Genomic DNA, 23,098 nt, shown 5'->3' with positions numbered 1-23,098 from the left:
CGGTGTGAGCATGAGCGAAGAGGTCCGGCTGGCTGCCGGAGACGTCGAGTTGACCATCACGCCGGGCAACGGCTGCCGTATCGCGAGCATGCGCGTCGCCGGTGACGAACTGCTGCGCCAGGGCGAGCGGTACGGCTCCTTCCCGATGGTGCCCTGGTGCGGGCGCACCGACCGGGGACGGTTCCTGAACGGTGCGACGCGGCATCAACTGCCGCTCAACGCCCCGCCGCACGCCATCCACGGCACCGGCAGGGACACCGCCTGGCGCACGGCGCGCGCCGACAAGGCGGAGGCGGTGTTCACCTACGACCTGGCGGAGCCCTGGCCGTACCCGGGCCGGGTCACGCAGATCTTCGAGCTGACCGACACGGCGCTGACGCTGCGGCTGGGCGTCGAGACGTACGGCGACTCGTTCCCGGCGCAGGCCGGCTGGCACCCGTGGTTCAACCGCGTCGTCGGCGGGAGCGAGGTCGCGATCGACTTCGCGCCCGCGTGGCAGGAGGAGCGCGGCGACGACCACCTGCCCACCGGGCGCCGTGTCGAGCCGCGCCCCGGCCCCTGGGACGACTGCTTCGGCATGCCCGACGGCGTGGACGTCACTCTGACCTGGCCGGAGCGGCTGGAGCTCAAGGTCACCAGCCCGGAGCAGTGGGTCGTCGTGTACGACGAGCAGGAGGCCGCTGTGTGCGTGGAGCCGCAGACGGGCCCGCCGAACGGGCTGAACACCGCGCCGCGGCTCGTCACCCCCATCGAGCCGCTGGAGACCGTCACCACCTGGACCTGGCGCCGCCTCTGACCGGGCGGGCGGCGCGGCTTAAGCTCGGAGCATGACTGACGCACGAGCGGATCTGCTCCAGCAGATCAAGGACAAGGCCGTGGTGCACGGCAGGGTGACCCTCTCCTCGGGTCTGGAGGCCGACTACTACGTCGACCTCCGCCGGATCACGCTGGACGGGGCCGCCGCGCCGCTCGTCGGTCAGGTCATGCTCGATCTGACCGCCGACCTCGACTACGACGCGGTGGGCGGTCTGACGCTGGGCGCCGACCCGGTCGCCACGTCGATGCTGCACGCCGCCGCCGCGCGCGGCCGCACCCTGGACGCGTTCGTCGTCCGCAAGGCCGCCAAGGCGCACGGCATGCAGCGCCGTGTCGAGGGCCCGGACATCAAGGGCCGGCGCGTCCTGGTCGTGGAGGACACCTCCACCACCGGCGGCTCCCCGCTCACGGCCGTCGAGGCGGTCCGCGAGGCGGGCGCCGAGGTCGTCGCGGTCGCCACGATCGTGGACCGCGCGACGGGCGCCGGCGAGAAGATCAGCGGCACGGCCGGTGTGCCGTACCGCTACGCCTACGCGCTGGACGAGCTGGGCCTGGCCTGAGCCGTGCCGGTCCGCGGCTGACCTGCGGTTCCGCGAGAGGCGGGCACTGTTTCACGTGAAACAGTGCCCGCCTTGGCCGTACCCGGGGGCGTCGTGAGGTGTCCGGGGACTGGAGCCTCAGGGCCCTTCTGGGAAGATAGGTGCGACGATGACGTCGCCCCCAGGTCAGGGATCAGCAACGCACGCAACCGCAGATCACAAGGAGCGGACAGATGCCCATCGCAACCCCCGAGGTCTACAACGAGATGCTCGACCGGGCGAAGGCAGGCAAGTTCGCCTACCCGGCCATCAACGTGACGTCGTCGCAGACCCTGCACGCCGCCCTGCGCGGCTTCGCCGAGGCCGAGAGCGACGGCATCATCCAGATCTCGACCGGTGGCGCGGAGTTCCTGGGCGGACAGCACAACAAGGACATGGTGACCGGCGCGGTCGCCCTGGCCGAGTTCGCGCACATCGTCGCCGCGAAGTACGACATCACGGTCGCGCTCCACACCGACCACTGCCCGAAGGACAAGCTGGACGGCTACGTGCGCCCGCTGCTGGCCGTCTCCGCCGAGCGTGTCGCCAAGGGTGAGAACCCGCTGTTCCAGTCGCACATGTGGGACGGCTCCGCCGAGACCCTCGCCGACAACCTGGCCATCGGCCAGGAGCTGCTGGCGCAGGCCGCCGCCGCCAAGATCATCCTCGAGGTCGAGATCACCCCGACCGGCGGCGAGGAGGACGGCGTCACGCACGAGATCAACGACGAGCTGTACACGACCGTCGACGACGCGATCCGCACCGCCGAGGCGCTCGGCCTGGGCGAGAAGGGCCGCTACCTGCTGGCCGCCTCGTTCGGCAACGTCCACGGCGTCTACAAGCCGGGCAACGTCGTGCTCCGCCCCGAGCTGCTGAAGGACCTCCAGCAGGGTGTCGCCGAGCGCTTCGGCAAGGCCGACCCGTTCGACTTCGTCTTCCACGGCGGCTCCGGCTCCACGCAGGAGGAGATCTCCACGGCGCTGGAGAACGGCGTCGTCAAGATGAACATCGACACCGACACGCAGTACGCCTTCACCCGCCCGGTCGCCGACCACATGTTCAAGAACTACGACGGCGTCCTGAAGGTCGACGGCGAGGTCGGCTCGAAGAAGACGTACGACCCGCGCACCTGGGGCAAGCTGGCCGAGGCGGGCATGGCCAAGCGCGTCGTCGAGGCGTGCCAGGCGCTGCGCTCGGCGGGCACGAAGCTGAAGTAGGCGTCACCAGGACCACAGGCCGGTCGTCACCAGGACCACAGGCCGGTCGTCACCGGACCGCAGGCCGGGCCCGGCATCGCGAAGCGCGCGGTGCCGGGCCCGCGCCCGTAGGAGGGGAACATGGCGCACGAGACGACGTACGACTTCGACACGGTGGTCCCGATAGGCGGCACCGGCTCCTTCCAGTGGGACGTGCTGCCCGGGCTGTACGGGGAGCCCGACCTGGTCCCGTTCACCATCTCCGACATGGACTTCCGCCTCGCGCCCGAGGTGCTCGACGCCGTTCGGCAGCGAGTCGAGCGGGGCGTCTTCGGCTACACCGACTGGCGGCACACCGGCTTCCCGGAGGCCGTACGGGACTGGTGGGCGGCGCGCCACGGCGTGGACGTCGACCCGGCGGCGCTGGTCTTCGCGCCGTCCGTGCTGAGCCAGCTGGCGCAGCTGCTGCGGATGTGGACGCGGCCCGGCGACGGGGTGGTCGTGCACATCCCCACGTACGACGGCTTCCTCAAGGCGCTCGACGCGCACGGGCGGGAGCTGCGGGGCGTCCCCGTCGGGGACACGGCCGCCCTGGAGCGGGAGCTGGCCAGGCCCGACAGCACCATGCTGCTGCTGTGCTCGCCGCACAACCCGACCGGGCGGGTCTGGACGCGGGCCGAGCTGGAGGGCTTCGCGGCGCTGGCGGAGCGGTACGGCGTGGCGGTCGTCAGCGACGAGATCCACGCGGACCTGACGCACGACGGGCACCGGCACGTGCCGTGGACGGCCGTCGCGCCTCAGGGCGGGCGCTGGGCGCTGATCACCTCCGGGTCCAAGGCGTTCAACTTCCCGGCCCTCAACGCCGCCTACGGGATCATCGGCGACCCCGCCGACCACGCCGAGTTCCAGCGGCGCGTCGAGCGCGGCGAGGGCCTGAACTCGCCGTCCGCGCTGGGTCTGGCCGCGCACACCGCCGCCTATCGGCACGGCGCGGCCTGGCTGGACCGGCTGCGCCCGTACGTCCTGGCCAATCTGCGGCTGCTCGCCGACCGGCTGGAGGACGCCTTCCCCGGCCGCGCCCTGTACGCCCCGCCGCAGGCCGGGTATCTGGCATGGCTGGACCTGCGGCCGCTGGGCGTCGACGACCGGGCGCTCGACGACGAGCTGGTGGCCCGCGAGAAGATCGCCGTGCGCCCCGGCACCACCTACGGCACGAAGGGGTTCGTACGGATCAACCTGGGCTGCCCCCGGAGCAAGGCCGCGCACGGGGTGGACGCGCTGGTCCGCACCCTGACCCGGATGGCGGGACCACCCCGGCGGGCGTAGCAGACTGGGGGCATGGCCATTCACGAGAACCTGCTGGGCGGACCGCCCCCCACCCACCTCCCCGACGACCCGGAGCCGCGCGAGCTGCTGGCCTCCGGCGCCGCGCCCGAGGAGGTCGCCGCCAAGTACCCGGCGTCCTCCCTCGCCTGGGCGCGGCTCGCGGACGTGGCGTACGAGGGCGGCCGTGTCGTCGAGTCGTACGCCTACGCCCGCACCGGCTACCACCGGGGGCTGGACGCCCTGCGGCGCAGCGGCTGGAAGGGCCACGGCCCGGTGCCGTGGGAGCACGAGCCGAACCGCGGCTTCCTGCGCGCGCTGCACGCCCTGGCGCGGGCGGCGCGGGAGATCGGCGAGCAGGAGGAGTACGAGCGCTGCTCCGCCTTCCTGCGCGACTCGTCGCCGCTGGCCGCCGAGACGCTGGGCTGACCGCCCGCCCCGCCGGGCGCCCCGCCCCCGGCACCCCCGCCTCCGGCCCGGACGCCCCGCCGCGTCCGGGCCGGAGGCATGCCGGGCCCCGGGCGCACGGGGCCGGACGCACACGGCGCGCGAGACGGCCCCGGGGCGGACGGGGCCGGACGCACACGGCGCGGGAGACGGCCCCGGGGCGGACGGGGCCGGACGCACACGGCGCGGGAGACGGCCCCGGGCGAGCCGGGGGCCGAGGCGGTGGGCGCGGCGGTCCGCCGGGGTGGGGTGTGCGCGGAAGCACACGGGCAACGGCGTGCCGCCGGGCCCCAACAGGCCGACGGCGCGGGGCACTCCGGGGCGTTGACGGACCCGGCCGGTACGATCGCACAGACCATCGAATCCTGCGCCGGCCTTCCCCCCACCCGGCCATGACACGGGGAGAAGTCTGTTGGGCAAGCGTGGAGCGCCCGCGCCGACGCGTCGGCGCGGCAGCAGGGGAGCACGCCGCCGCAGGAGCGCACGCCGGCCGCTGGGCCGCATAGTGCTCGGCGGCGCCGCGATCGGGGTCCTGGCCCTGGGCGGGGGCGCCGCCGTCGCCCACTGGACGGGCGGCGAACCGGCCGCCGCGAGCCGTCCGGCCGCCGCCGCGCCCCAGACGCCCGACACGACCGCGCGGCGCCCGTCGCAGGCCCCGCCGTCCCCGGCCGCCGAAGCGAAGGCGTCCCCCTCGCCGTCCCCGTCCAGGAGCCCCGAGAAGGAGCCCGACCCGCCGGCGACCGTGCCCCGGCAGGGCTCGGGGACCTTCACGACCGCCGAGGCGTCCGGCGCCAAGGTCGGCACGGGCACCCCGCGCCGCTACCGGGTCCAGGTCGAGGACGGCACCGGCCTCTCCGCGGCCGGCGCGGCCCGCGAGATCGAGCAGATCCTCGCCCACCCGCGCGGCTGGGCCGCCCACGGGCGCGGCGCGTTCCAGCTGGTCAGCGAGAACGCCGACTTCGTCATCCGGATCGCCACCCCCGAGACCGCCGACAAGCTGTGCCTGGCGCAGGGCCTCGACACCCGCGGCGAGTACAACTGCGAGACGACCGAGGGCGTCGTCGTGAACCTGAAGCGGTGGCTGCAGGGCTCCCCGACCTTCTCCGGGACCCCCGCCGAGTACCGGCACCTGATCATCAACCACGAGATCGGGCACGAGATCGGCATCCGCTCCCATATGACCTGCCCCGGCCCCGGAAAGCCCGCGCCCGTCATGATGCAGCAGATCAAGGGGCTGCGCGGCTGCGTCTCCAATGCCTGGCCGTACGACGAGGACGGCCGTTACATCACCGGGCCGATCGTGCCATGATGCGCGTGGGACCGGTGCGCCGACCGCGCGCGGTCCCGAGGGGACCGGGGCTCCACACCCTGCGGAAGGAGCGGACCGCTACCCGGTAGCACGCATTGACGGAGACAGCGATGTCTACTTCGCCTACTACCCCCGCTGCCCCCGAGCCCGGTTCGGACGACATGCCGAACCTGGACTTCGCGGGCACCACTCCCTACGAGGACTACGTCCAGGCGGACGTCCTCACCCACCTCCAGCACCTGCGCTCCGACGACCCCGGAGAGATGGTGTTCCTGGTGACCACGCAGGTCATGGAGTTGTGGTTCACCGTCATCGTCCACGAGTGGGAGACCGCGAGCCGCGCCCTGCGCGAGGACCGCCTCCCCGTCGCGATGGCCGCGCTGCGCCGCTCGACGCACGAGCTGGAGGCGCTGAACCACTCCTGGAACCCGATCGCCCGCCTCACCCCGGCGCAGTTCAACGCGTACCGCGCCGCGCTGGGCGAGGGCTCCGGCTTCCAGTCCGCGATGTACCGCCGCATGGAGTTCCTGCTCGGCGACAAGTCGGCGTCCATGCTGGTCCCGCACCGCGGCGCGCCCCGCGTCCACGCCGAGCTGGAGAAGGCGCTCGCCGAGCCCAGCCTGTACGACGAGGTGCTGCGGCTGCTGTCCCGGCGCGGGCTGCCCGTGCCGCAGGAGGTCCTCGACCGCGACCTGACGCAGCGGTACGAGCCCTCGCAGAGCGTCGAGCAGGTCTGGGCCGAGCTGTACGCCGACCCCGACACGCACCGCGACCTGGTCGACCTGGGCGAGGCGCTCACCGACGTGGCCGAGCTCGTGTGGCGCTGGCGCAACGACCACCTGGTCGCCACCCGCCGCGCCATGGGCGCCAAGACCGGCACGGGCGGCTCCGCCGGTGTGGCCTGGCTGGAGAAGCGGGCCCGCAAGAACGTCTTCCCCGAGCTGTGGACGGCGCGCAGCCATGTCTGAGCTCCTGGACGACACCACCGGGACCGCCGGTGCCCTGGCGGGGCGGGCCGCCGAGCTGGACGCCGCCGACCCGCTGGCGAAGCGGCGCGAGCTGTTCGCCCTGGACGACGGCGTGGTCTACCTCGACGGCAACTCGCTCGGCGCGCTGCCCCGCCACGTACCGGCGCGGATGGCGCACGTCATCGCCCACGAGTGGGGCGAGCTGCGCATCCGCTCCTGGGACGAGAGCGGCTGGTGGACGGCGCCCGAGCGGATCGGCGACCGCATCGCCCCGCTGATCGGCGCGGCGCCCGGGCAGGTCGTCGTCGGCGACTCCACCAGCGTCAACGTCTTCAAGGCGCTCGTCGGAGCCGTACGTCTCGTGGACGACGACAGCCGCGACGAGATCGTGGTGGACGCGACGACGTTCCCGACGGACGGGTACATCGCCGAGTCCGCCGCCCGCATGACCGGCCGCCGCCTGGTGCCGGTCGCGCCCGGCGACGTACCGGCCGCCGTCGGACCGCGCACGGCCGCCGCGCTCGTCAACCACGTCGACTACCGCACCGGCCGCCTCCACGACCTGCCCGGCATCACCGCCGCCGTGCGGGAGGCGGGCGCCCTCGCGGTGTGGGACCTGTGCCACAGCGCGGGCGCCCTGCCCGTGGACGTGGACGCCCACGGCGTGGACCTGGCCGTCGGCTGCACGTACAAGTACCTCAACGGCGGGCCCGGCGCCCCCGCGTACCTGTACGTCGCCGAGCGGCACCAGGCGCGCTTCGACTCGCCGCTGCCCGGCTGGAACTCGCACGCCGACCCGTTCGGGATGTCCCCCGGCTACGCGGCGGCGGACGGGGCGCGGCGCGGCAGGGTCGGCACGCCCGACATCCTGTCGATGCTGTCGCTGGAGTCGGCGCTCGACGTGTGGGACGGCGTGTCCGTGCACGAGGTGCGGGCCAAGAGCCTCGCGCTGACGGACTTCTTCCTGGAGTGCGTCCGCGCGTACGTCCCCGAGGGCAGGCTCACCACCCTCACCCCGGCCGCGCACGCCGAGCGCGGCAGCCAGGTCGCGCTGTCCTGCCCGGACGCGCCGGCCGTCATGGCGCGGCTGATCGAACGGGGCGTCGTCGGCGATCTGCGCCGCCCCGACGTGCTGCGCTTCGGCTTCACCCCGCTGTACGTCGGGTACGCCGACGCCGAGCACGCCGCCCGCGTGCTGGCGGAGGTGTGCGCGGAGGTGTCCGGGGGGCGGTAGCGCCGCCGTATGAGCCGTCCTGCGGGGGCCGTCGCTCCTGATACGGTCCCCGCAGGTCAGGCCAATTCGGCCCCGTCACCGAAAGGTTGAGCAGCATGCCCGACCCCGCCGCTCGCGACGCAGCCGAGGAGGCGTCGGCCCTGTCGCACCCGGCCGTCGCACCCGACTCCACCGCCCCGTACGGCGAACACCCCGACCAGATCGTCGACTTCTACGCGCCCCGCGACCGCGACGACCGCGTCCCGCTCGTCGTGGTGCTGCACGGCGGCGCCTGGCGGGCCCCGTACGACCGGTGGCACGTCTCGCCCTTCGCGGACTTCCTGGCCCGGCGCGGCTTCGCCGTCGCCAGCGTCGAGTACCGGCGCGGACCCGCGCTGCCCGCGCCCCGCGCCGGCGACGGTGCCGGGTCCGCCGGGGCGGGCGGTGCCGCGGCCGGCCGGGGCGGCGACCCGGTGGCCGGGCGGTGGCCCGAGACGTTCGACGACGTGGCGGCGGCCCTGGACGCGCTGCCCGCGCTGGCCGCCGCGCACCTGCCGCAGGCCGACCCGCGCCGCACGGTCGTCACCGGCCACTCGGCCGGTGGGCATCTGGCGCTGTGGGCCGCGGCCCGGCACGTCCTGCCGCCCGGTTCGCCGTGGCGGCTGCCGGAGCCGCCCGAACTGCGGGGCGTCGTCGCGCTGGCGCCGATCGCCCACTTCGAACGCGCCGTGGAGCTGGACGTGTGCGGCGGCGCCGTCGCCCAACTGCTCGGCGGAGACGGGGACTTCAAGGAGCGGGCCGCTTGCGCCGACCCCTCCGCGCTGCTGCCGACGGGGATCGCCACGACGCTGGTGCAGGGCCGCGAGGACACGGTCGTCCCGCTGCCGGTCGCGGAGGCGTACGCCGACGCCGCGGCGCGCGCCGGCGAGATCGTCGGGCTGACCGTGCTGGACGACGTCGGCCACTTCCCGCTGATCGACCCGTCGGCGGACGCGTGCGCGGTGGTCGCGGAGGAGATCGCGCAGCTGGCCTGGTGAGGCGCGCGCCGGGTGCTGACCGGCGCGCCCGTGGACCGCGTAGTACTCAGGGGGGACCCCGCGATACCCACTCCAGTCCGACGCGCGGGCGGTGGCGGCCGCCGTACGGTGGCTGGCGTGACGGACACGACGCAGCGCATCGACACGGGCGGCCGCAGCCCCGAGTTCCACCACGCCGTGGGGCTGCTCAGGGGCCTGCGGGAGGACCTCCTGCGGGACGCCCTCGCCTACCGGCCCCTGCCCCCCATGGCCCTGGACGGCCCCGTGACCCGGCGCCTGCCCGGGCGGACACGGCGGTACGCCGTGTGGGCGCCGCACGCCGTGATCCTGGGGACCGCGCTGGTCGTCTTCGCCGGCGCCTACACGATCACGGACTTCTTCCCCGCGGCGCTCCTGCCCGCGGCGGCCGTGGCGCTGACGGTGGTGCGGCCGGTCGCGGCGTTCTGGGCGTCGCTGCTGACGGTGTTCGCGTACGGCGTCCTCGTGGGCGGCGGGGAGCTGTGGCCGCCCGCCGTCCTCCTGTCCCACCTGATCGTGATGACGGTCGTCGCGGCCCGGACGCGGCCCCGCACGGCGGCGTGGATGTGGGTGATGACGGCGTTGTACGGGATGACCGCCGGAACCGTGCTCGGCCACGGCGACGCCTACGGCGGCGGTGGCGGCACGGCGGAGGTGCTGTTCGGCGCCGCGCTGGCCCTGCTGGTCGTCACCGTGTGGCAGGTGCGGCGCACCGCCCGCGAGGAGGTCACCGCCCAGCGGAGCGTCACGGCGCAGGAGCGGTCGATGCGCACCCTGCTGGAGGAGCGCACCACGATCGCCCGCGAGCTGCACGACGTGGTGGCCCACCACATGTCGGTCGTCGCCATACAGGCGGAGGCCGCGCCGTACCGGGTGGAGAACCCGCCGCCCGAGCTGGAGCAGGCGTTCGTGACGATACGGGAGAACGCGGTGGCCGCGCTGACCGAGCTGCGCCGGGTGCTGGGCGTGGTCCGCGCGGAGGACTACGAGGCGCCGGACGCCCCGCAGCCGACCCTCGCCGACCTGGACGCCCTGCTCGCGAACGTCCGCGAGGCCGGGCTCGACGTGGACAAGACGGTGACCGGCGCGGTGCGGGAGCTGCCGCAGGGCGTGGAGCTGTCCGCGTACCGGATCGTGCAGGAGGCCCTGTCGAACGTGCTGCGGCACGCCCCGGGCGCGACGGCCCGCGTGGAGGTCAGCCATGTCCTGGGCGGGCTGGGGCTGCGGGTGGTGAACGGCCCCCCGCGCGGCCTGGTCAAGCCGTCGCCGGGCGCCGGGCACGGCATCACGGGCATGCGCGAGCGGGTCGCGATGCTGGACGGCGAGCTGACGGCCGGGGCGACGGACGACGGCGGGTACGAGGTGGCGGCGTTCATACCGGTGCCGAGGGAAGAGGCGGCGGCGTGACGATCCGGGTGCTGGTCGTGGACGACCAGATGATGGTGCGGGAGGGCTTCTCCGTCCTGCTGAACGCGATGCCGGACATGGAGGTCGTCGGCGAGGCGGTCAACGGGCGGGAGGCCGTCGCGCAGGTCGCGGCGCTGCGGCCGGACGTGGTGCTGATGGACATCCGCATGCCCGAGATGAACGGCATCGACGCGACACGGGAGATCGTCGCGGCGGACGGCGACGCGAAGGTGCTGGTGCTGACGACGTTCGACCTGGACGAGTACGTCTACCAGGCGCTGCGCGCCGGGGCGTCGGGGTTTCTGCTGAAGGACGCGTCCGCGCGGCAACTGGCCGACGGGGTGCGGGTGGTGGCGGCGGGGGAGGCGCTGCTGGCCCCGTCGGTGACGCGGCGGCTCATCACCGAGTTCGCCAAGCGGGTGGAGGCCCCGCGCCCGGCGGCCCTCGCGCAGGTGGGCGATCTGACGGAGCGGGAGACGGAGGTGCTGGTGCTCATCGCGCAGGGCCTGTCCAACGCGGAGATCGCGGCGCACCTGGTGGTGGCGGAGTCCACGATCAAGACCCATGTGAGCCGGGTCCTGGTGAAGCTGGGCCTGCGCGACCGCACCCAGGCGGCGGTCTTCGCCTACGAGGCCCGCCTGGTCACGCCCCGCTGAACCGCCGCCCGCCCCGTGCGGGCGGCAGCCACGCGCCGGGGGGCGCGGCCCCGTACCGGGGTGGGCGGCGCCCGTGGAGAGCGGCCGGGTCCGCCCGTGACGGGGGTCACACGGGGCCCTGTCACAGGCCGTCGGGGTGCCTCGTCTCAGGGGGTGCAGGCACCGATTCGACAGAGGAGCACCCCATGGACGCGCGACTGAACTACCTCGCCAGCCCGACCGCCGGCCCGATCCTCAAGCACTTCATGGCGGCGGGCAGGGGGTTCAAGGCGTCGGCGCTGCCGGCGGCGACGCAGGAGCTGGTGGCACTGCGGGTGAGCCAGATCAACGGCTGCGCCGTGTGCGTCGACATGCACACCAAGGACGCGGCCGCCGCGGGGGAGACGGCGCTGCGGCTGAACCTGGTGGCGGTGTGGCGGGAGGCCACGGTGTTCACCGAGGCCGAGCGGGCGGCGCTGGAGCTGGCGGAGCAGGGCACGCGGGTCGCGGACGGGGCCGGCGGCGTCGGCGACGAGGCGTGGGCGCGGGCCGCCGAGCACTACGACGAGGAGCAGCTCACGGCCCTGGTGCTGCTGGTGTCCTTCATGAACGCGGTCAACCGGCTGAACATCATCGCCCGGCAGCCGGCCGGCGACTACCAGCCCGGGCAGTTCCACTGAGCGGCGCCGGGAGCGAGGGACCGAAGGGGGAAGCGGAGTGAACGAGGTCGAGGAGTTCGAGGAGCTGCGGCCGCTGCTGTTCTCGATCGCGTACCGGATCCTGGGCAGCGTGAGCGAGGCGGAGGACGCGGTGCAGGAGACCTGGCTGCGCTTCGACGGCTCCTCGACCGTGCCGGTGTCGGTCAAGTCCTTCCTGTCCACGACCGTGACGCGGATCGCGATCGACGTGCTGCGCTCGGCCCGGGTGCGGCGGGAGAGCTATGTGGGCCCGTGGCTGCCCGAGCCGCTGCTGAGCGATCCGTACGAGGACCCGGCCCGTTCCGCGGAGCTGGCCGACTCGGTGTCGATGGCGGCGCTGCTGCTGCTGGAGCGGCTGAGCCCGCTGGAGCGGTCGGTGTTCGTGCTGCGGGAGGTGTTCGGCTTCGGGTTCGACGAGGTCGCCGCGGCGGTCGGACGTTCGCAGGCGGCGTGCCGGCAGCTGCTGGTGCGGGCGCGGCGGCACATGGAGGAGGGCAGGCCGCGGTTCGAGGCGGACCGGCGGGAGCGGCGCGAGCTGGCGGAGCGGTTCTTCGACGCGCTGCGGGACGGGGACGTGGACGGGCTGCGGAGTCTGCTGTCCGCCGACGTCCAGCTGGTCGGGGACGGCGGCGGCAAGGCCCCGCAGCTGGCCCGCGCCGTCGTCGGCGCCGACAACGTGGCACGGCTGCTGGGCGCCGTGTTCCCCCAGATGGCGCGGGCCCGCCTGACGCTGGAGGTGTGCGAGGTCAACGGCGAGCCGGGCGCGATCGTCCGCGACCGGGACGGCCGGGTCCTCCACACGCTGACCCTCGACGTGCTGGACGGGCGGATCCAGACCATCCGCTCGGTCATCAACCCCGACAAGCTCGCCCACATAGGCCCCGTGGCCGACGCCTGGGCCATCGACCGCGAGGTGCGACGAGCCCGCAGGGCCCACCACTGAGCCACCACCACAAGGGCCTTTCCGGTCGGCCCCTTCCGGTACGGCTCCTCCCACACAGGTCTGTGCAGGGGGAGGCGACGGGGCGGCGGTGAGGGGGTAGCGTCCGGGCATGGAGATGGTGTTCGACCCCTGGTCGCCCCGGTTCGTCGCCGACCCCTACCCCGTGTACGCGGCGCTGCGCGAGGCGGGGCGGGTCCACTGGTTCGCGCCGACCCGGCAGTATCTGGTCCCGCACCACGCCGATGTGTCCGCCCTGTTGCGGGACCGGCGGCTGGGGCGGACGTATCTGCACCGCTTCACGCACGAGGAGTTCGGCCGGACCCCGCCGCCCCCGGAGCACGAGCCGTTCACCACGCTCAACGGGCAGGGGCTGCTCGATCTGGAGGGGCCCGACCACACGCGTATCCGGCGGCTGGTGGCCAAGGCGTTCACCCCCCGCACGGTCGAGCGGCTGGAGCCGGTGGTGCACCGGCTCGCGGCCGAGCTGGTGGACGGGCTCGTCGCGGACGGCGGCGGCGACCTCCTCGCCCGTGTCGCCGAGCCGCTGCCCGTCGCGGTCATCGCGGAGATGCTCGGCGTCCCGGCCGCCGACCGGGCCCTGCTGCGGCCCTGGTCGGCGGCGATCTGCGGGATGTTCGAGCTGAACCCGGACGAGGACACCGCCCGGCGCGCGGTCGCCGCGTCCACCGAGTTCTCGGCGTATCTGCGCGAGCTGATCGCCCGGCGGCGGAAGGACCCCGGCGACGACCTGGTGTCCGCGCTGATCGCCGCGCACGACGAGGGCGACCGGCTCACCGAGCAGGAGATGGTCTCCACCTGCGTCCTGCTCCTCAACGCCGGCCACGAGGCGACCGTCAACACGACCGTCAACGGCTGGTGGACCCTGTTCCGGCACCCGGAGCAGCTCGCGGCGCTGCGCTCGGGAGCCGTACCGCTGTCCGCGGCCGTGGAGGAGCTGCTGCGGTACGACACCCCGCTCCAGATGTTCGAGCGCTGGGTGCTGGACGACATCGAGATCGGCGGGGTGACCGTGGAGCGCGGCTCGGAGGTGGCGCTGCTGTTCGGCTCCGCGAACCGGGACCCCGCGCGGTTCCCGGCCCCGGACCGCCTGGACCTGGCCCGTACGGAGAACCCGCACGTCAGCTTTGGCGCGGGCATCCACTACTGCCTGGGCGCGCCGCTGGCCCGGCTGGAGCTCACTGCGTCGTTCGGCGAACTCCTGCGCCGGGCCCCGGGGATGCGCCCCGCCGCCGAGCCGCGGTGGCGGCCCGGTTATGTGATCCGGGGGCTGGAGGAGCTGCTCGTCACCCTGTGAGCGGCCGGGCGATCCGGGCGGCCGGGCGATCCGGGCGGCGGTTCGCCGGTGCTCAGGGCGCGCCCGCCGCCACGGGCCCGGCTGGGCACGTGCCCGTCGGCAGGGGCCCGGCCGAGGCGGTGTCCGCCGCCACGAGCCCCGCCGGGCCGCCCCCGTCAGGACGTCACCAGGTCCCGCCGCCGCAGCCCCGCGAGTCCCGCCGCGACCAGCGCCGCGGCCCCCGCGAGCAGGACCAGCACCGGCTGCCACGCCATGTCGGCGCCCGGCAGCTTCGGCAGGTGCCCGAACGGCGACAGGTTCAGCACGGCCTGCGGCAGGTCCAGCGCCGGACCGATCCAGCCGATCGCGACCGCGAGACCGGCCAGGCCCCACGCGGCGGCGGCCGCCTTCGGGAACGCCCCGTGCAGCAGCACCGCCAGCGCGCCCAGCAGCCACACGCCGGGCAGCTGGACGGCCGCCGCGCTCATCACGCCGCCGAAGTCCCGCCCGTACGAGAGGTACATCCCCGTCCCGGCGGCGGCCATCAGCAGCACCGACCCGGCGAACGCGACCACCAGGTGCCCGGCGGCCCAGCGCAGCCGTCCGACGGGCGCCGCGAGGAGCGGTTCGGCGCGCTGCGAGGTCTCCTCGCCGTGCAGGCGCAGCACCGACCCGACCGCGTACAGCGACGCGACCATCCCGAACAGCCCCAGCAGCGCGGCCAGGAACGTGTCGCTGACGGCCCGCGCGCCGCCCATCCGCTGGAAGATCTCCCGCGCCTGCTCGTTGTCCCCGACCAGGTCGGCGGCGCCCTCCACCATCCCTCCGAACACGAGGCCCGCGACGAGGAACCCGGCCGTCCACCCGGCGAGGCCGCCCCGCTGGAGGCGCCACGCCAGCGCGCCCGCCGTGCCGAGCCGCCCCGCGGCGGGACCGGGCCGGGCCGGCAGGAAGCTCATCCCGACATCGCGGCGGCCCGTCAGCGCGTACGCGGCCAGGCCCTGCCCCAGGACGGTGGCGACCGGCAGCAGCAGCACCCACCAGCGGTCCCCGGCGAACGCCCGGACGTTCTCCGCCCAGCCGACCGGGGACAGCCACGTCAGGAGCGACCCGCCCCCGGCCTCGCCCGCGTCACCCGCCGCGCGCAGCACGAACGCGGCGCCCAGCACACCGGCCGTCAGGCCCTTCGCGAGACGGGCGCTCTCCGTCAGCTGCGCCGCGATCGCCGCCGTCGTCGCGAAGACCAGGCCGGTCAGCCCGACCGCGAGGCCCAGCGCGAGCGCGCCGCCGGGGTCCTGGCCGGCCAGCCCGGCGGTGATGACCAGCGCCAGGGCGGTGTTGCCGGCCAGCGCGGCGAGCAGCGCGGCCGTCAGCGGGGCCCGCCGCCCCACCATGGCGGCCGACAGCATCTCCTGACGTCCCGTCTCCTCCTCCTCGCGGGTGTGCCGCACCATGAGGACCAGGCTCATCACGGCGGCCAGGACCGAGGCGAACACCCCGAACCGCCAGGCGACGAGCGCGCCGACCGAGTCACCGAACACCGGCCCGTACAGGGACCGCAGGGAGCTGTTCGCGGTCATCGACGTGGCGACCTCGGCCCGTTCGGCGGCCGTCGGGTACAGGGCGTCGATCGACCCGGCGCCGCTGACGACGACCGTGCCGAGGACCAGCACCCACACGGGCAGCATCACCCGGTCGCGGCGCAGCGCGAGCCGCAGCAGCGTGCCGGTGCCGGCCAGCGGTCCCGTACCGGCCGCGGGGCGCGCGTCGCGCGGGGCGCGGGGCGCGGCGGTGGTCGTGGCGGTGGCGCTCACCGGGCCACCGCCTCGTCCTCGTAGTGGCGCAGGAACAGCTCCTCCAGGGTGGGCGGCGCGCTGGTCAGGGACCGCACGCCCGCATCGGTGAGGCAGCGCAGCACGCCGTCGAGCCGGTCCGTGTCGACCTGGAGCCGTACGCGGCTGCCGTCGACCCGCACGTCGTGGACGCCCGGCAGCTGCGCGAGCCCGTCCGGCGGGGCGGCCAGCTCGGCCTCCACGCTGGTGCGGGTCAGATGGCGCAGTTCGGCGAGCGACCCCGACTCGACGGTGCGGCCCTTGCGGATGATGCTCACCCGGTCGCAGAGGCTCTCCACCTCGCTCAGGATGTGCGACGACAGCAGGACGGTGCGGCCCCGGTCGCGCTCCTCGCGGACGCAGCTCTGGAAGACGCCCTCCATCAGCGGGTCCAGGCCGCTGGTCGGCTCGTCCAGGATCAGCACGTCCACGTCGGACGCGAAGGCGGCGACGAGCGCGACCTTCTGCCGGTTGCCCTTGGAGTACGTACGGCCCTTCTTCGTCGGGTCCAGCTCGAACCGCTCGATGAGCTCCGCGCGGCGCGCCGGGTCGAGGCCGCCGCGCAGGGCGCCGTACAGGTCGATCACCTCGCCGCCGGAGAGGTTGCGCCAGAGCGTGACGTCGCCGGGCACGTAGGCCACGCGGCGGTGGAGTTCGACGGCGTCCTGCCACGGGTCGCGGCCCAGCAGCCGGGCGGTGCCGGAGTCGGCGCGCAGCAGGCCGAGCAGGACGCGGATGGTGGTCGACTTGCCGGAGCCGTTCGGGCCGAGGAAGCCGTGGACCTCGCCGGGGGCGACGTCCAGGTCGAGGCCGGCGAGGGCGTGGGTGCGCCCGAAGGACTTGTGGAGTCCGGTGACGGTGATGGCGTTCGTCATGCTTCGACGGTACGCCTGCATTCACAAATTTGTGAAGTTAAAAAACCGTATAAAATCGGGGGTGTTCGAAAGCCGAGGGGAGACGATGGGCCGCATGGGAACCGACGACCGGCTCGCGGAGCGCGACGAGGACGCGGTGAGCCGCTTCGTCGAGCGCTTCGCCGGGGAGCTGACGCAGGCCGGGATGCAGCGCATGGCGGCCCGCGTCTTCGCGGCGCTGCTCGTCTCCGAGGGCGCCGCCATGACCGCCGCCGAACTGGGCGACCGGCTGCGCGTCAGCCCTGCCGCCGTCTCGGGCGCCGTGCGCTACCTGACCCAGGTCAACATGATCGGCCGCGAGCGCGATCCCGGCTCCCGCCGCGAGCGGTACGTGCTCCACGAGGGCATGTGGTACGAGGTGTTCACCCGCCGCGACGAGATCCTCAACCGCTGGCAGAAGACCCTGCGCGAGGGCGCCGACACGCTGGGCCGCGACACGGCGGCGGGGGAGCGGCTGGCGGAGACGGCGGAGTTCTTCCAGTTCCTCCACGACGAACTGCTCCAGATCATGGACCGCTGGCGGCAGCGCAAGGCGGCCGCCCCGCCGCCCTCCGCCTGACCGGCACCCCCGGCCGGGCGTGGTCAGGGGCGTGCGGGATCATGGACGGATGCCTCTCGCGTTACGACGCGCCGCCGGGGCCGCCGTGGTCCTCGCCGGGATCGCGACAGCCCTGTGGATGACCTTCGGCGGCCCCCAGCACTGGACCGAACCGACCCGCTTCTGGCGCCTGCCCCTGGGCCTGACGGTCCTCGGCCTGATCACCGGCGGTACATGGCTGATGTACCCCGACCGGCAGGACCCCCCGCCACCGGCCGGCGACCCGACGCCCTAGCCCGGCCAGCGGCGGCCGCCTCCGCGGTGCTCCCCGCCCTACGAGGCCACGCCGACCCCCCGGGTCCCGGGCCGTGCACGGGTCCTACGCGCCAGGCACCGGTCCCACGCGCCGGGCACGGGCCCCCCACGCGCCGGGCAGGGGCCCCACGCGCCGGGCACCGGTCCCACGCCCCGCGCTCGGGCCCCACGCGCCGCGCACGGGCCCCACGCGCCGGGCAGGGGGCCTACGCGCTCTCCGGGGACAGCGCCGGGGACGGGACCTGGAGGGACCAGGCCGCCGGGGCCACCGTCCAGGTGCGGCGGGGCACCGGGCCGGTCGGCTCGGCGTCCGCGCGGTAGCCGAAGCCGGCGCCGCCCGGCCCCGACACGGTGACCGTACGGGCCGCCGACCGCCTCGGGGCCGCCGCCCGGGGACGGACGACGACCTCCGCCGCACCGTCCCGCGCCACCACCGTCACGCCCTCGACCGGGTCGTCCACATCGGCCAGCAGCCGCCCGTCGGCCTCCACCCGCAGCCGCTGCCCCCGCATCTGCGGCACCCGCCCGCCGCCCGGTCCCACCAGGGTCCGCACCAGCGACCGGCAGGTGCCCCACACGGACGGCACCGGCGGCCCGCCACCCGAAGGGCGGAACCGCGCCTCGGGCGGTGCCGACGGCTCGGGCGACGGCGTCCCCTCCGGGATGCGCACCCCGCCCACGACGACCCCGCCCCGGTCGTCCACCAGCAGGTCCAGCCGCCGCGCCACCCCGTCCAGCACCGCCCGCGCGGCCGTCACCGCACCGGGCGGCGCGCCCAGCGACACGGCGAGCCGCACCGTCTCGCGCGGCCCGACCGGAACCAGCGACAGGGCGTCCCCGCCCAGCTCACCGCCCCGGTGCAGCAGGCCCACGGCCCGCACCAGCGCCCGGTCGTCGCCGATCACCACGGGCCGCCGGGACCCCCGCCGCGCGAGGGCCCGCGCGAACTCCTCCGGGGTGTCGGGCAGGCACACCTTCGCGGCGGCACCACCGCACAGCACGTCCTTCGCGATCCGTACGGACTCGCCGTCGAAGCGGCGCGCGACCGGGTCGATGACCACCAGCAGCTGGTCGGGAGCCGACACCTCGGTCCTTCCTCGGGTAGCATCTTTGTGCAAGAGCCCCTTGCGCTATTGCGCCAGGGGCTTCGTCTATTCCGGGGCACCGGTTCAACGGCTCAGGCTGCCGTCGTACACCGCCGTACGACTTCTTCCGCCCCTGGCCTTGGACATGCCCCGCCCGGAAGGGGTGTACGCCTGTGCCCGCACTTGTGCTGCTCGGTGCTCAGTGGGGTGACGAGGGCAAGGGAAAGGCCACCGACCTCCTCGGTGGATCCGTCGACTACGTGGTGCGCTACCAGGGCGGTAACAACGCCGGTCACACGGTCGTCGTAGGCGACCAGAAGTACGCGCTGCATCTCCTCCCCTCCGGCATCCTCTCCCCCGGATGCACCCCCGTGATCGGAAACGGCGTCGTCGTCGACCCGGCCGTCCTGCTCTCCGAGCTGAGCGGGCTCAACGAGCGCGGCGTCGACACCTCCAAGCTCCTGATCAGCGGAAACGCCCATCTGATCACCCCGTACAACGTCACGCTGGACAAGGTGACGGAACGGTTCCTCGGTAAGCGGAAGATCGGTACGACCGGCCGCGGCATCGGCCCGACGTACGCCGACAAGATCAACCGCGTCGGCATCCGCGTCCAGGACCTCTACGACGAGTCGATCCTCACCCAGAAGGTCGAGGCGGCGCTGGAGGGCAAGAACCAGATCCTGGCGAAGCTCTACAACCGGCGCGCGATCGAGGCCGGGCAGATCGTGGAGGAGATGCTCCAGTACGCGGAGCAGATCAAGCCGTACGTCGCCGACACCACGCTGATCCTCAACAACGCGCTGGACGAGGACAAGGTGGTCCTCTTCGAGGGCGGCCAGGGCACGCTGCTGGACGTGGACCACGGCACGTACCCGTTCGTGACCTCGTCCAACCCGACCGCCGGCGGCGCCTGCACCGGCACCGGCGTGGGCCCGACGAAGATCAGCCGCGTCATCGGCATCCTCAAGGCGTACACGACCCGCGTGGGCGCCGGACCGTTCCCGACGGAGCTGTTCGACGAGGACGGCGAGGCGCTGCGGCGCATCGGCGGCGAGCGCGGCGTCACCACCGGCCGCGACCGGCGCTGCGGCTGGTTCGACGCGGTGATCGCCCGCTACGCGACGCGGGTGAACGGCCTGACGGACTTCTTCCTCACCAAGCTGGACGTGCTGACCGGCTGGGAGCAGATCCCGGTGTGCGTCGCGTACGAGATCGACGGCCGGCGCGTCGAGGAGCTGCCGTACTCGCAGACGGACTTCCACCACGCGAAGCCCGTGTACGAGTACCTGCCCGGCTGGTCGGAGGACATCTCCAAGGCGAAGACGTTCGCGGACCTGCCGAAGAACGCGCAGGCGTACGTGAAGGCGCTGGAGGAGATGTCGGGCGCGCCGATCTCCGCGATCGGCGTCGGCCCCGGCCGCACGGAGACGATCGAGATCAACTCGTTCCTCTGACCGCGGCCCCGGACCGCGCGGCCCGTCCGCGCCCCGGCCCGTCCGCGCCCCGGCCCCGCAAGGCCCACCGCCTTGCGGGGCCGTCGCGCGTCCACGGCGGGAGCCCCGCCGTGCGCGCGGCGCGGGGGTGGGAAGGTGGGGGCATGATTCGAGCTGCTGTCCCGGCCGACGTGCCGGTCATCCACGCCATGATCCGCGACCTCGCCGAGTACGAGAAGGCGCTCCACGAGGTGCGGGCCACCGAGGAGCACCTGCGTGAGGCGCTGTTCGGCGAGCGGCCCGCCGCGTACGCCCACATCGCGCAGGACGAGAGCGGCGAGCCGGTCGGCTTCGCGCTGTGGTACCTGAACTTCTCCACCTGGCGCGGGGTGCACGGCATCTACCTGGAGGACCTGTACGTGCGCCCCGAGGCGCGCGGCGGCGGCCACGGCAAGGCGCTGCTGCGCGAGCTCGCCCGGATCTGCGTGGAGCGCGGCTACGAGCGGCTGGAGTGGTCCGTCCTGGACTGGAACACCCCGTCGATCAACTTCTACAAGTCGCTGGGTGCCCGCCCTCAGGACGAGTGGACCGTCTACCGCCTGACGGACGAGGCCCTCGCGGAGCTGGGCCGGCCGTAGCCGCCCCGCGAGGACCCGGCGCCCGTGGTCGCGCCCCGAGGACCGGGGCGTCCGTATCCGCGCCGCGAGGATCGGGCGTCACGCGGCCGCGCGGCCCGGGCGTCCGTATCCGCGCCGCGCGGCACGGGCGTCACGCGGCCGCGCGGCACGGCGTGGCTACGGGACCAGGATGACCTTGCCCGTCGTCCCCCGGGTCTCCAGCGCCGTGTGGGCGCCGGCCGCCTCGCGGAGGGGGAAGAGGTGGACGGCCGGGCGGAGGCGGCCCGCGGCCGCCTCCGCCAGGGCGCGGGTCTCCAGGACGCGGATGTCGCCGCCCGCCCGGTCGAGCATCGCCCGGCCCAGCACCTGCTGCGACGTGATGCCGCGCTCCGCCAGCTCCTCGTCGGTGAACGTGAGCGGACCGCCCTCCCGGATGCCCTGGCTGGACCAGCCGAAGACGATGTGCCGGCCGCCCTTGCCGAGCAGGCCGACCGCCTCGCGGCCCGCGTCGCCGCCCACCGAGTCGTACACGATCGTCGCCCGCCGCTCCCCGAGGAACGCGCGGGCCAGCGCCGGCCACTCGGGGCGGGTGTAGTCGACCGCCGCGTCGGCGCCGAGCGCGCGGACCAGCTCGGTCTTCGCCGGGCCGCCGGCGAGGCCGACGACGGTGGCGCCCGCGTTCTTCGCGTACTGCACCAGCAGCGTGCCGATGCCGCCCGCCGCGGCCGGTACGACCACCACGTCGTCCGGACCGACCTCGGTGAACTGCACGATCCCCATCGCGGTACGCCCCGTGCCGATCATCGCGACGGCCGCCGGCTCGTCCAGGCCGGGCGGGATCGCGTGGAGGCGGTCCGCGTCGGCGACGGCCAGTTCCGCGTAGCCGCCCGGCCCGGCGCCCAGGTGGACGACGACCCGCTTGCCGAGCCAGTCCGGGTCGGTGCCCTCCCCGAGCGCGTCCACCGTGCCGGCGACCTCGCGGCCGGGGATGGTGGGCAGCTCGGCCGGTCCGCCGAACGGGCCCGGCATGCCCTCGCGCAGCGCCGTGTCCAGCAGGTGCACCCCCGCGGCCGCGACGGCGACACGGACCTGGCCGGGGCCGGGCACCGGGTCGGGGACCTCCTCGTACGTCAGGTTCTCGGCGGGACCGAAGGCGTGCAGGCGGACGGCGTGCATGGCGGGCTCCTGTCTGACGGAAGGTACGGGAACAGACTGGTTCCTCAAGCATGGTTGAGGTCAAGGCCGCCGGTCCGGGGCGCGGCGAGCGCCTGGACGGCCAGCTCCGCGGCCCTGCGGCCGCTGGCGAACGACACCTCCGCGAGCAGGCCGGGCGCGGCCACCGCGTCGCCCGCCAGGAACACCCCGTCGCCCCGTTCGATCGCCGGCCGGTCCCGCCAGGTCGTACCCGGCCGGTCGACCGCGCCCGTACGGCCCTGGGCCAGGGACTCGCGGCGCCACTCGGTACGCTCCCGCCACCCCGGGAACCCCAGGTCCAGCAGCCGTTCGCCGCGCGCGACGCCCGCCGCCCGCGGCTCGCCGGGCGCCACCGGGAACTGCGCCTGGATCAGCTCGCGCCCCGCCGGGGCCAGCCCCCGGTCCTGGGCGGTGAACCGCTCCACCCATCCCGGCGCGTCCAGGTCCGACACCACGAACGCGTCGCCCGGCCGGCGGCGCACCGCCAGGTCCAGCAGCGCCGTGCGGCCGCTCTCCCAGGTGAGCGCCGGGTCGTTCAGGAGCCGCCGCGCGGCGTCCAGGGACGTCGCCACGATCACGGGCCCGGCCGCCGTGTCCGGCAGGGCCTCCAGCCGGGCGCCGACCTCGACGCGCACGCCCAGGTTCCAGGCGTGCGCGGCCATCCGCTCCACGACCTCGCCCCAGCCGCCGCGCGGGTACCGGGCCTCGGGCGGCACGGCGGCGGCCCGGTGCAGCCGCTCCTGGACGAAGCGCGCCGACAGGGCACCCGGGTCGTGGTGGAACAGGGCGACCCCGCTGTAGTGCGCGGCCGCCCGTGCCTCGTCCGGACCCGCCTGGGCGCCGGCCCACGTCAGGAAGTCGCTGTCCACGGGCGCGTCGGCCGGGTCCCGCCGCGCCAGCCGCAGCACGCCGCGCGGCGGGAGGAGGCGCAGCGCCCCGCCCTGGTGGAACCGGAACCGGGCGGCCTCGCGCAGCGGGACCCGCGCCATCGGCCCGAGCAGCCCGCGCTCCCTCAGCCACGCCCAGTGCGGGCCGCGGCGGTACAGGGCGTGGGGGCCCTCGTTGACGCGGTAGGGGCCCTCGGCGGTGCGCGCCCGGCCGCCGAGCGTCCGGTGCGACTCGTACAGGGTGACGCGGGCGCCCGCCTCGGCGGCGGTGATCGCGGCGGTCAGCCCGGCGAGGCCGCCGCCGACGACGGTGACGCGGCGCGGTCCGGTACGGGGGGTGCTCGTCATGGCTCGCTCCTCCTGGAGTCGGGTGCTTCAGCAGGAGGACCGGACAGGGG

The 23,098-nt window shown here is 74.8% G+C and carries 23 protein-coding genes; 18 read left to right on the top strand and 5 right to left on the bottom strand.

All coding sequences use genetic code 11. The features are described from left to right. Window positions 1–10: 10 nt before the first annotated feature. The 14 genes from ACSUPT_RS13245 to ACSUPT_RS13180 all read left to right on the top strand — a co-directional run bounded on the left by ACSUPT_RS13245 (window position 11) and on the right by ACSUPT_RS13180 (window position 13,903). Window positions 11–796 (top strand): aldose 1-epimerase, encoded by a 786-nt coding sequence (locus tag ACSUPT_RS13245; protein WP_351968354.1) that lies wholly within the window; start codon window positions 11–13, stop codon window positions 794–796. 31 nt (window positions 797–827) lie between these two features. Then, a complete protein-coding gene (gene pyrE, locus ACSUPT_RS13240; protein WP_351968353.1) occupies window positions 828–1,376 on the top strand; it encodes an orotate phosphoribosyltransferase in 549 nt (182 codons plus the stop codon). 194 nt (window positions 1,377–1,570) lie between these two features. Then, window positions 1,571–2,611 carry a class II fructose-bisphosphate aldolase gene (gene fbaA / locus ACSUPT_RS13235; protein ID WP_361658510.1) on the top strand — a complete coding sequence of 347 codons (1,041 nt, stop codon included), beginning with the start codon at window positions 1,571–1,573 and terminating at the stop codon, window positions 2,609–2,611. A gap of 120 nt (window positions 2,612–2,731) precedes the next feature. Continuing rightward, complete coding sequence (locus ACSUPT_RS13230; RefSeq protein ID WP_436944373.1) at window positions 2,732–3,916, top strand: MalY/PatB family protein; 1,185 nt, start codon at window positions 2,732–2,734, stop codon at window positions 3,914–3,916. A gap of 12 nt (window positions 3,917–3,928) precedes the next feature. Next, window positions 3,929–4,342 (top strand): DUF3151 domain-containing protein, encoded by a 414-nt coding sequence (locus tag ACSUPT_RS13225; RefSeq protein WP_361658460.1) that lies wholly within the window; start codon window positions 3,929–3,931, stop codon window positions 4,340–4,342. Between the two features lie 430 nt (window positions 4,343–4,772). Continuing rightward, window positions 4,773–5,669: a DUF3152 domain-containing protein gene (locus ACSUPT_RS13220; RefSeq protein ID WP_399218758.1), complete on the top strand. Its 897-nt coding sequence runs from the start codon at window positions 4,773–4,775 to the stop codon at window positions 5,667–5,669. Window positions 5,670–5,779: 110 nt separating this feature from the next. After that, window positions 5,780–6,637 carry a tryptophan 2,3-dioxygenase family protein gene (locus ACSUPT_RS13215; RefSeq protein WP_351967066.1) on the top strand — a complete coding sequence of 286 codons (858 nt, stop codon included), beginning with the start codon at window positions 5,780–5,782 and terminating at the stop codon, window positions 6,635–6,637. Next, window positions 6,630–7,871, top strand: coding sequence for a kynureninase (kynU, locus tag ACSUPT_RS13210; protein WP_351967065.1), 1,242 nt, complete (start codon window positions 6,630–6,632; stop codon window positions 7,869–7,871). The genes ACSUPT_RS13215 and kynU overlap by 8 nt, the downstream gene beginning before the upstream one ends. Before the next feature lie 95 nt (window positions 7,872–7,966). Then, complete coding sequence (locus ACSUPT_RS13205) at window positions 7,967–8,887, top strand: alpha/beta hydrolase fold domain-containing protein (protein WP_436944372.1); 921 nt, start codon at window positions 7,967–7,969, stop codon at window positions 8,885–8,887. 117 nt (window positions 8,888–9,004) lie between these two features. Then, window positions 9,005–10,312 (top strand): sensor histidine kinase, encoded by a 1,308-nt coding sequence (locus ACSUPT_RS13200; protein WP_351967063.1) that lies wholly within the window; start codon window positions 9,005–9,007, stop codon window positions 10,310–10,312. After that, complete coding sequence (locus ACSUPT_RS13195; RefSeq protein ID WP_351967062.1) at window positions 10,309–10,968, top strand: response regulator transcription factor; 660 nt, start codon at window positions 10,309–10,311, stop codon at window positions 10,966–10,968. Before ACSUPT_RS13200 ends, ACSUPT_RS13195 begins: the two co-directional genes overlap by 4 nt. A 185-nt stretch (window positions 10,969–11,153) precedes the next feature. After that, the gene (locus ACSUPT_RS13190; protein ID WP_399218760.1) at window positions 11,154–11,627 is read left to right on the top strand and encodes a carboxymuconolactone decarboxylase family protein; all 474 of its coding nucleotides are present in this window, start codon (window positions 11,154–11,156) and stop codon (window positions 11,625–11,627) included. A 37-nt stretch (window positions 11,628–11,664) separates the two neighbouring features. Beyond that, a complete protein-coding gene (locus tag ACSUPT_RS13185) occupies window positions 11,665–12,588 on the top strand; it encodes an RNA polymerase sigma-70 factor (RefSeq protein WP_436944371.1) in 924 nt (307 codons plus the stop codon). 109 nt (window positions 12,589–12,697) lie between these two features. Further along, window positions 12,698–13,903: a cytochrome P450 gene (locus ACSUPT_RS13180; RefSeq protein ID WP_436944370.1), complete on the top strand. Its 1,206-nt coding sequence runs from the start codon at window positions 12,698–12,700 to the stop codon at window positions 13,901–13,903. A gap of 155 nt (window positions 13,904–14,058) precedes the next feature. Here ACSUPT_RS13180 and ACSUPT_RS13175 read toward each other — a convergent pair whose 3' ends face one another. Together ACSUPT_RS13175 and ACSUPT_RS13170 are read right to left on the bottom strand one after the other, a co-directional pair. Beyond that, a complete protein-coding gene (locus tag ACSUPT_RS13175; RefSeq protein WP_436944369.1) occupies window positions 14,059–15,696 on the bottom strand; it encodes an ABC transporter permease in 1,638 nt (545 codons plus the stop codon). Then, the gene (locus tag ACSUPT_RS13170) at window positions 15,693–16,589 is read right to left on the bottom strand and encodes an ABC transporter ATP-binding protein (RefSeq protein ID WP_436944368.1); all 897 of its coding nucleotides are present in this window, start codon (window positions 16,587–16,589) and stop codon (window positions 15,693–15,695) included. Before ACSUPT_RS13170 ends, ACSUPT_RS13175 begins: the two co-directional genes overlap by 4 nt. A gap of 94 nt (window positions 16,590–16,683) precedes the next feature. Here ACSUPT_RS13170 and ACSUPT_RS13165 point away from each other — a divergent pair, with 94 nt between their 5' ends. Together ACSUPT_RS13165 and ACSUPT_RS13160 are read left to right on the top strand one after the other, a co-directional pair. Then, window positions 16,684–17,187, top strand: a complete 504-nt coding sequence (locus ACSUPT_RS13165) for a GbsR/MarR family transcriptional regulator (protein WP_361658432.1) — start codon at window positions 16,684–16,686, stop codon at window positions 17,185–17,187. Between the two features lie 49 nt (window positions 17,188–17,236). Further along, entirely contained in the window at window positions 17,237–17,461 is a 225-nt protein-coding gene (locus tag ACSUPT_RS13160) for a hypothetical protein (RefSeq protein WP_351967056.1), read from the top strand. Window positions 17,462–17,687: 226 nt separating this feature from the next. Here ACSUPT_RS13160 and ACSUPT_RS13155 read toward each other — a convergent pair whose 3' ends face one another. After that, window positions 17,688–18,566 carry a diacylglycerol kinase gene (locus tag ACSUPT_RS13155; protein ID WP_399218764.1) on the bottom strand — a complete coding sequence of 293 codons (879 nt, stop codon included), beginning with the start codon at window positions 18,564–18,566 and terminating at the stop codon, window positions 17,688–17,690. 173 nt (window positions 18,567–18,739) lie between these two features. Between ACSUPT_RS13155 and ACSUPT_RS13150 the strand changes: the two genes are divergently transcribed. Next, complete coding sequence (locus tag ACSUPT_RS13150) at window positions 18,740–20,023, top strand: adenylosuccinate synthase (RefSeq protein WP_023587911.1); 1,284 nt, start codon at window positions 18,740–18,742, stop codon at window positions 20,021–20,023. Between the two features lie 143 nt (window positions 20,024–20,166). Beyond that, window positions 20,167–20,640, top strand: coding sequence for an N-acetyltransferase family protein (locus ACSUPT_RS13145; protein WP_436944367.1), 474 nt, complete (start codon window positions 20,167–20,169; stop codon window positions 20,638–20,640). Between the two features lie 156 nt (window positions 20,641–20,796). On the opposite strand, the gene ACSUPT_RS13140 is transcribed toward ACSUPT_RS13145, so the two are convergent. Beyond that, entirely contained in the window at window positions 20,797–21,795 is a 999-nt protein-coding gene (locus ACSUPT_RS13140) for a zinc-binding dehydrogenase (protein ID WP_436944366.1), read from the bottom strand. A 44-nt stretch (window positions 21,796–21,839) separates the two neighbouring features. Further along, complete coding sequence (locus tag ACSUPT_RS13135) at window positions 21,840–23,048, bottom strand: NAD(P)-binding protein (RefSeq protein WP_399218766.1); 1,209 nt, start codon at window positions 23,046–23,048, stop codon at window positions 21,840–21,842. Window positions 23,049–23,098 lie beyond the last annotated feature (50 nt).

The organism is Streptomyces sp. SudanB25_2051, assembly GCF_964272635.1.
Lineage (GTDB): Bacteria > Actinomycetota > Actinomycetes > Streptomycetales > Streptomycetaceae > Streptomyces.
Note: the sequence above shows the minus strand (reverse complement) of the source record. Positions and strands in the feature narration are given on the sequence as shown.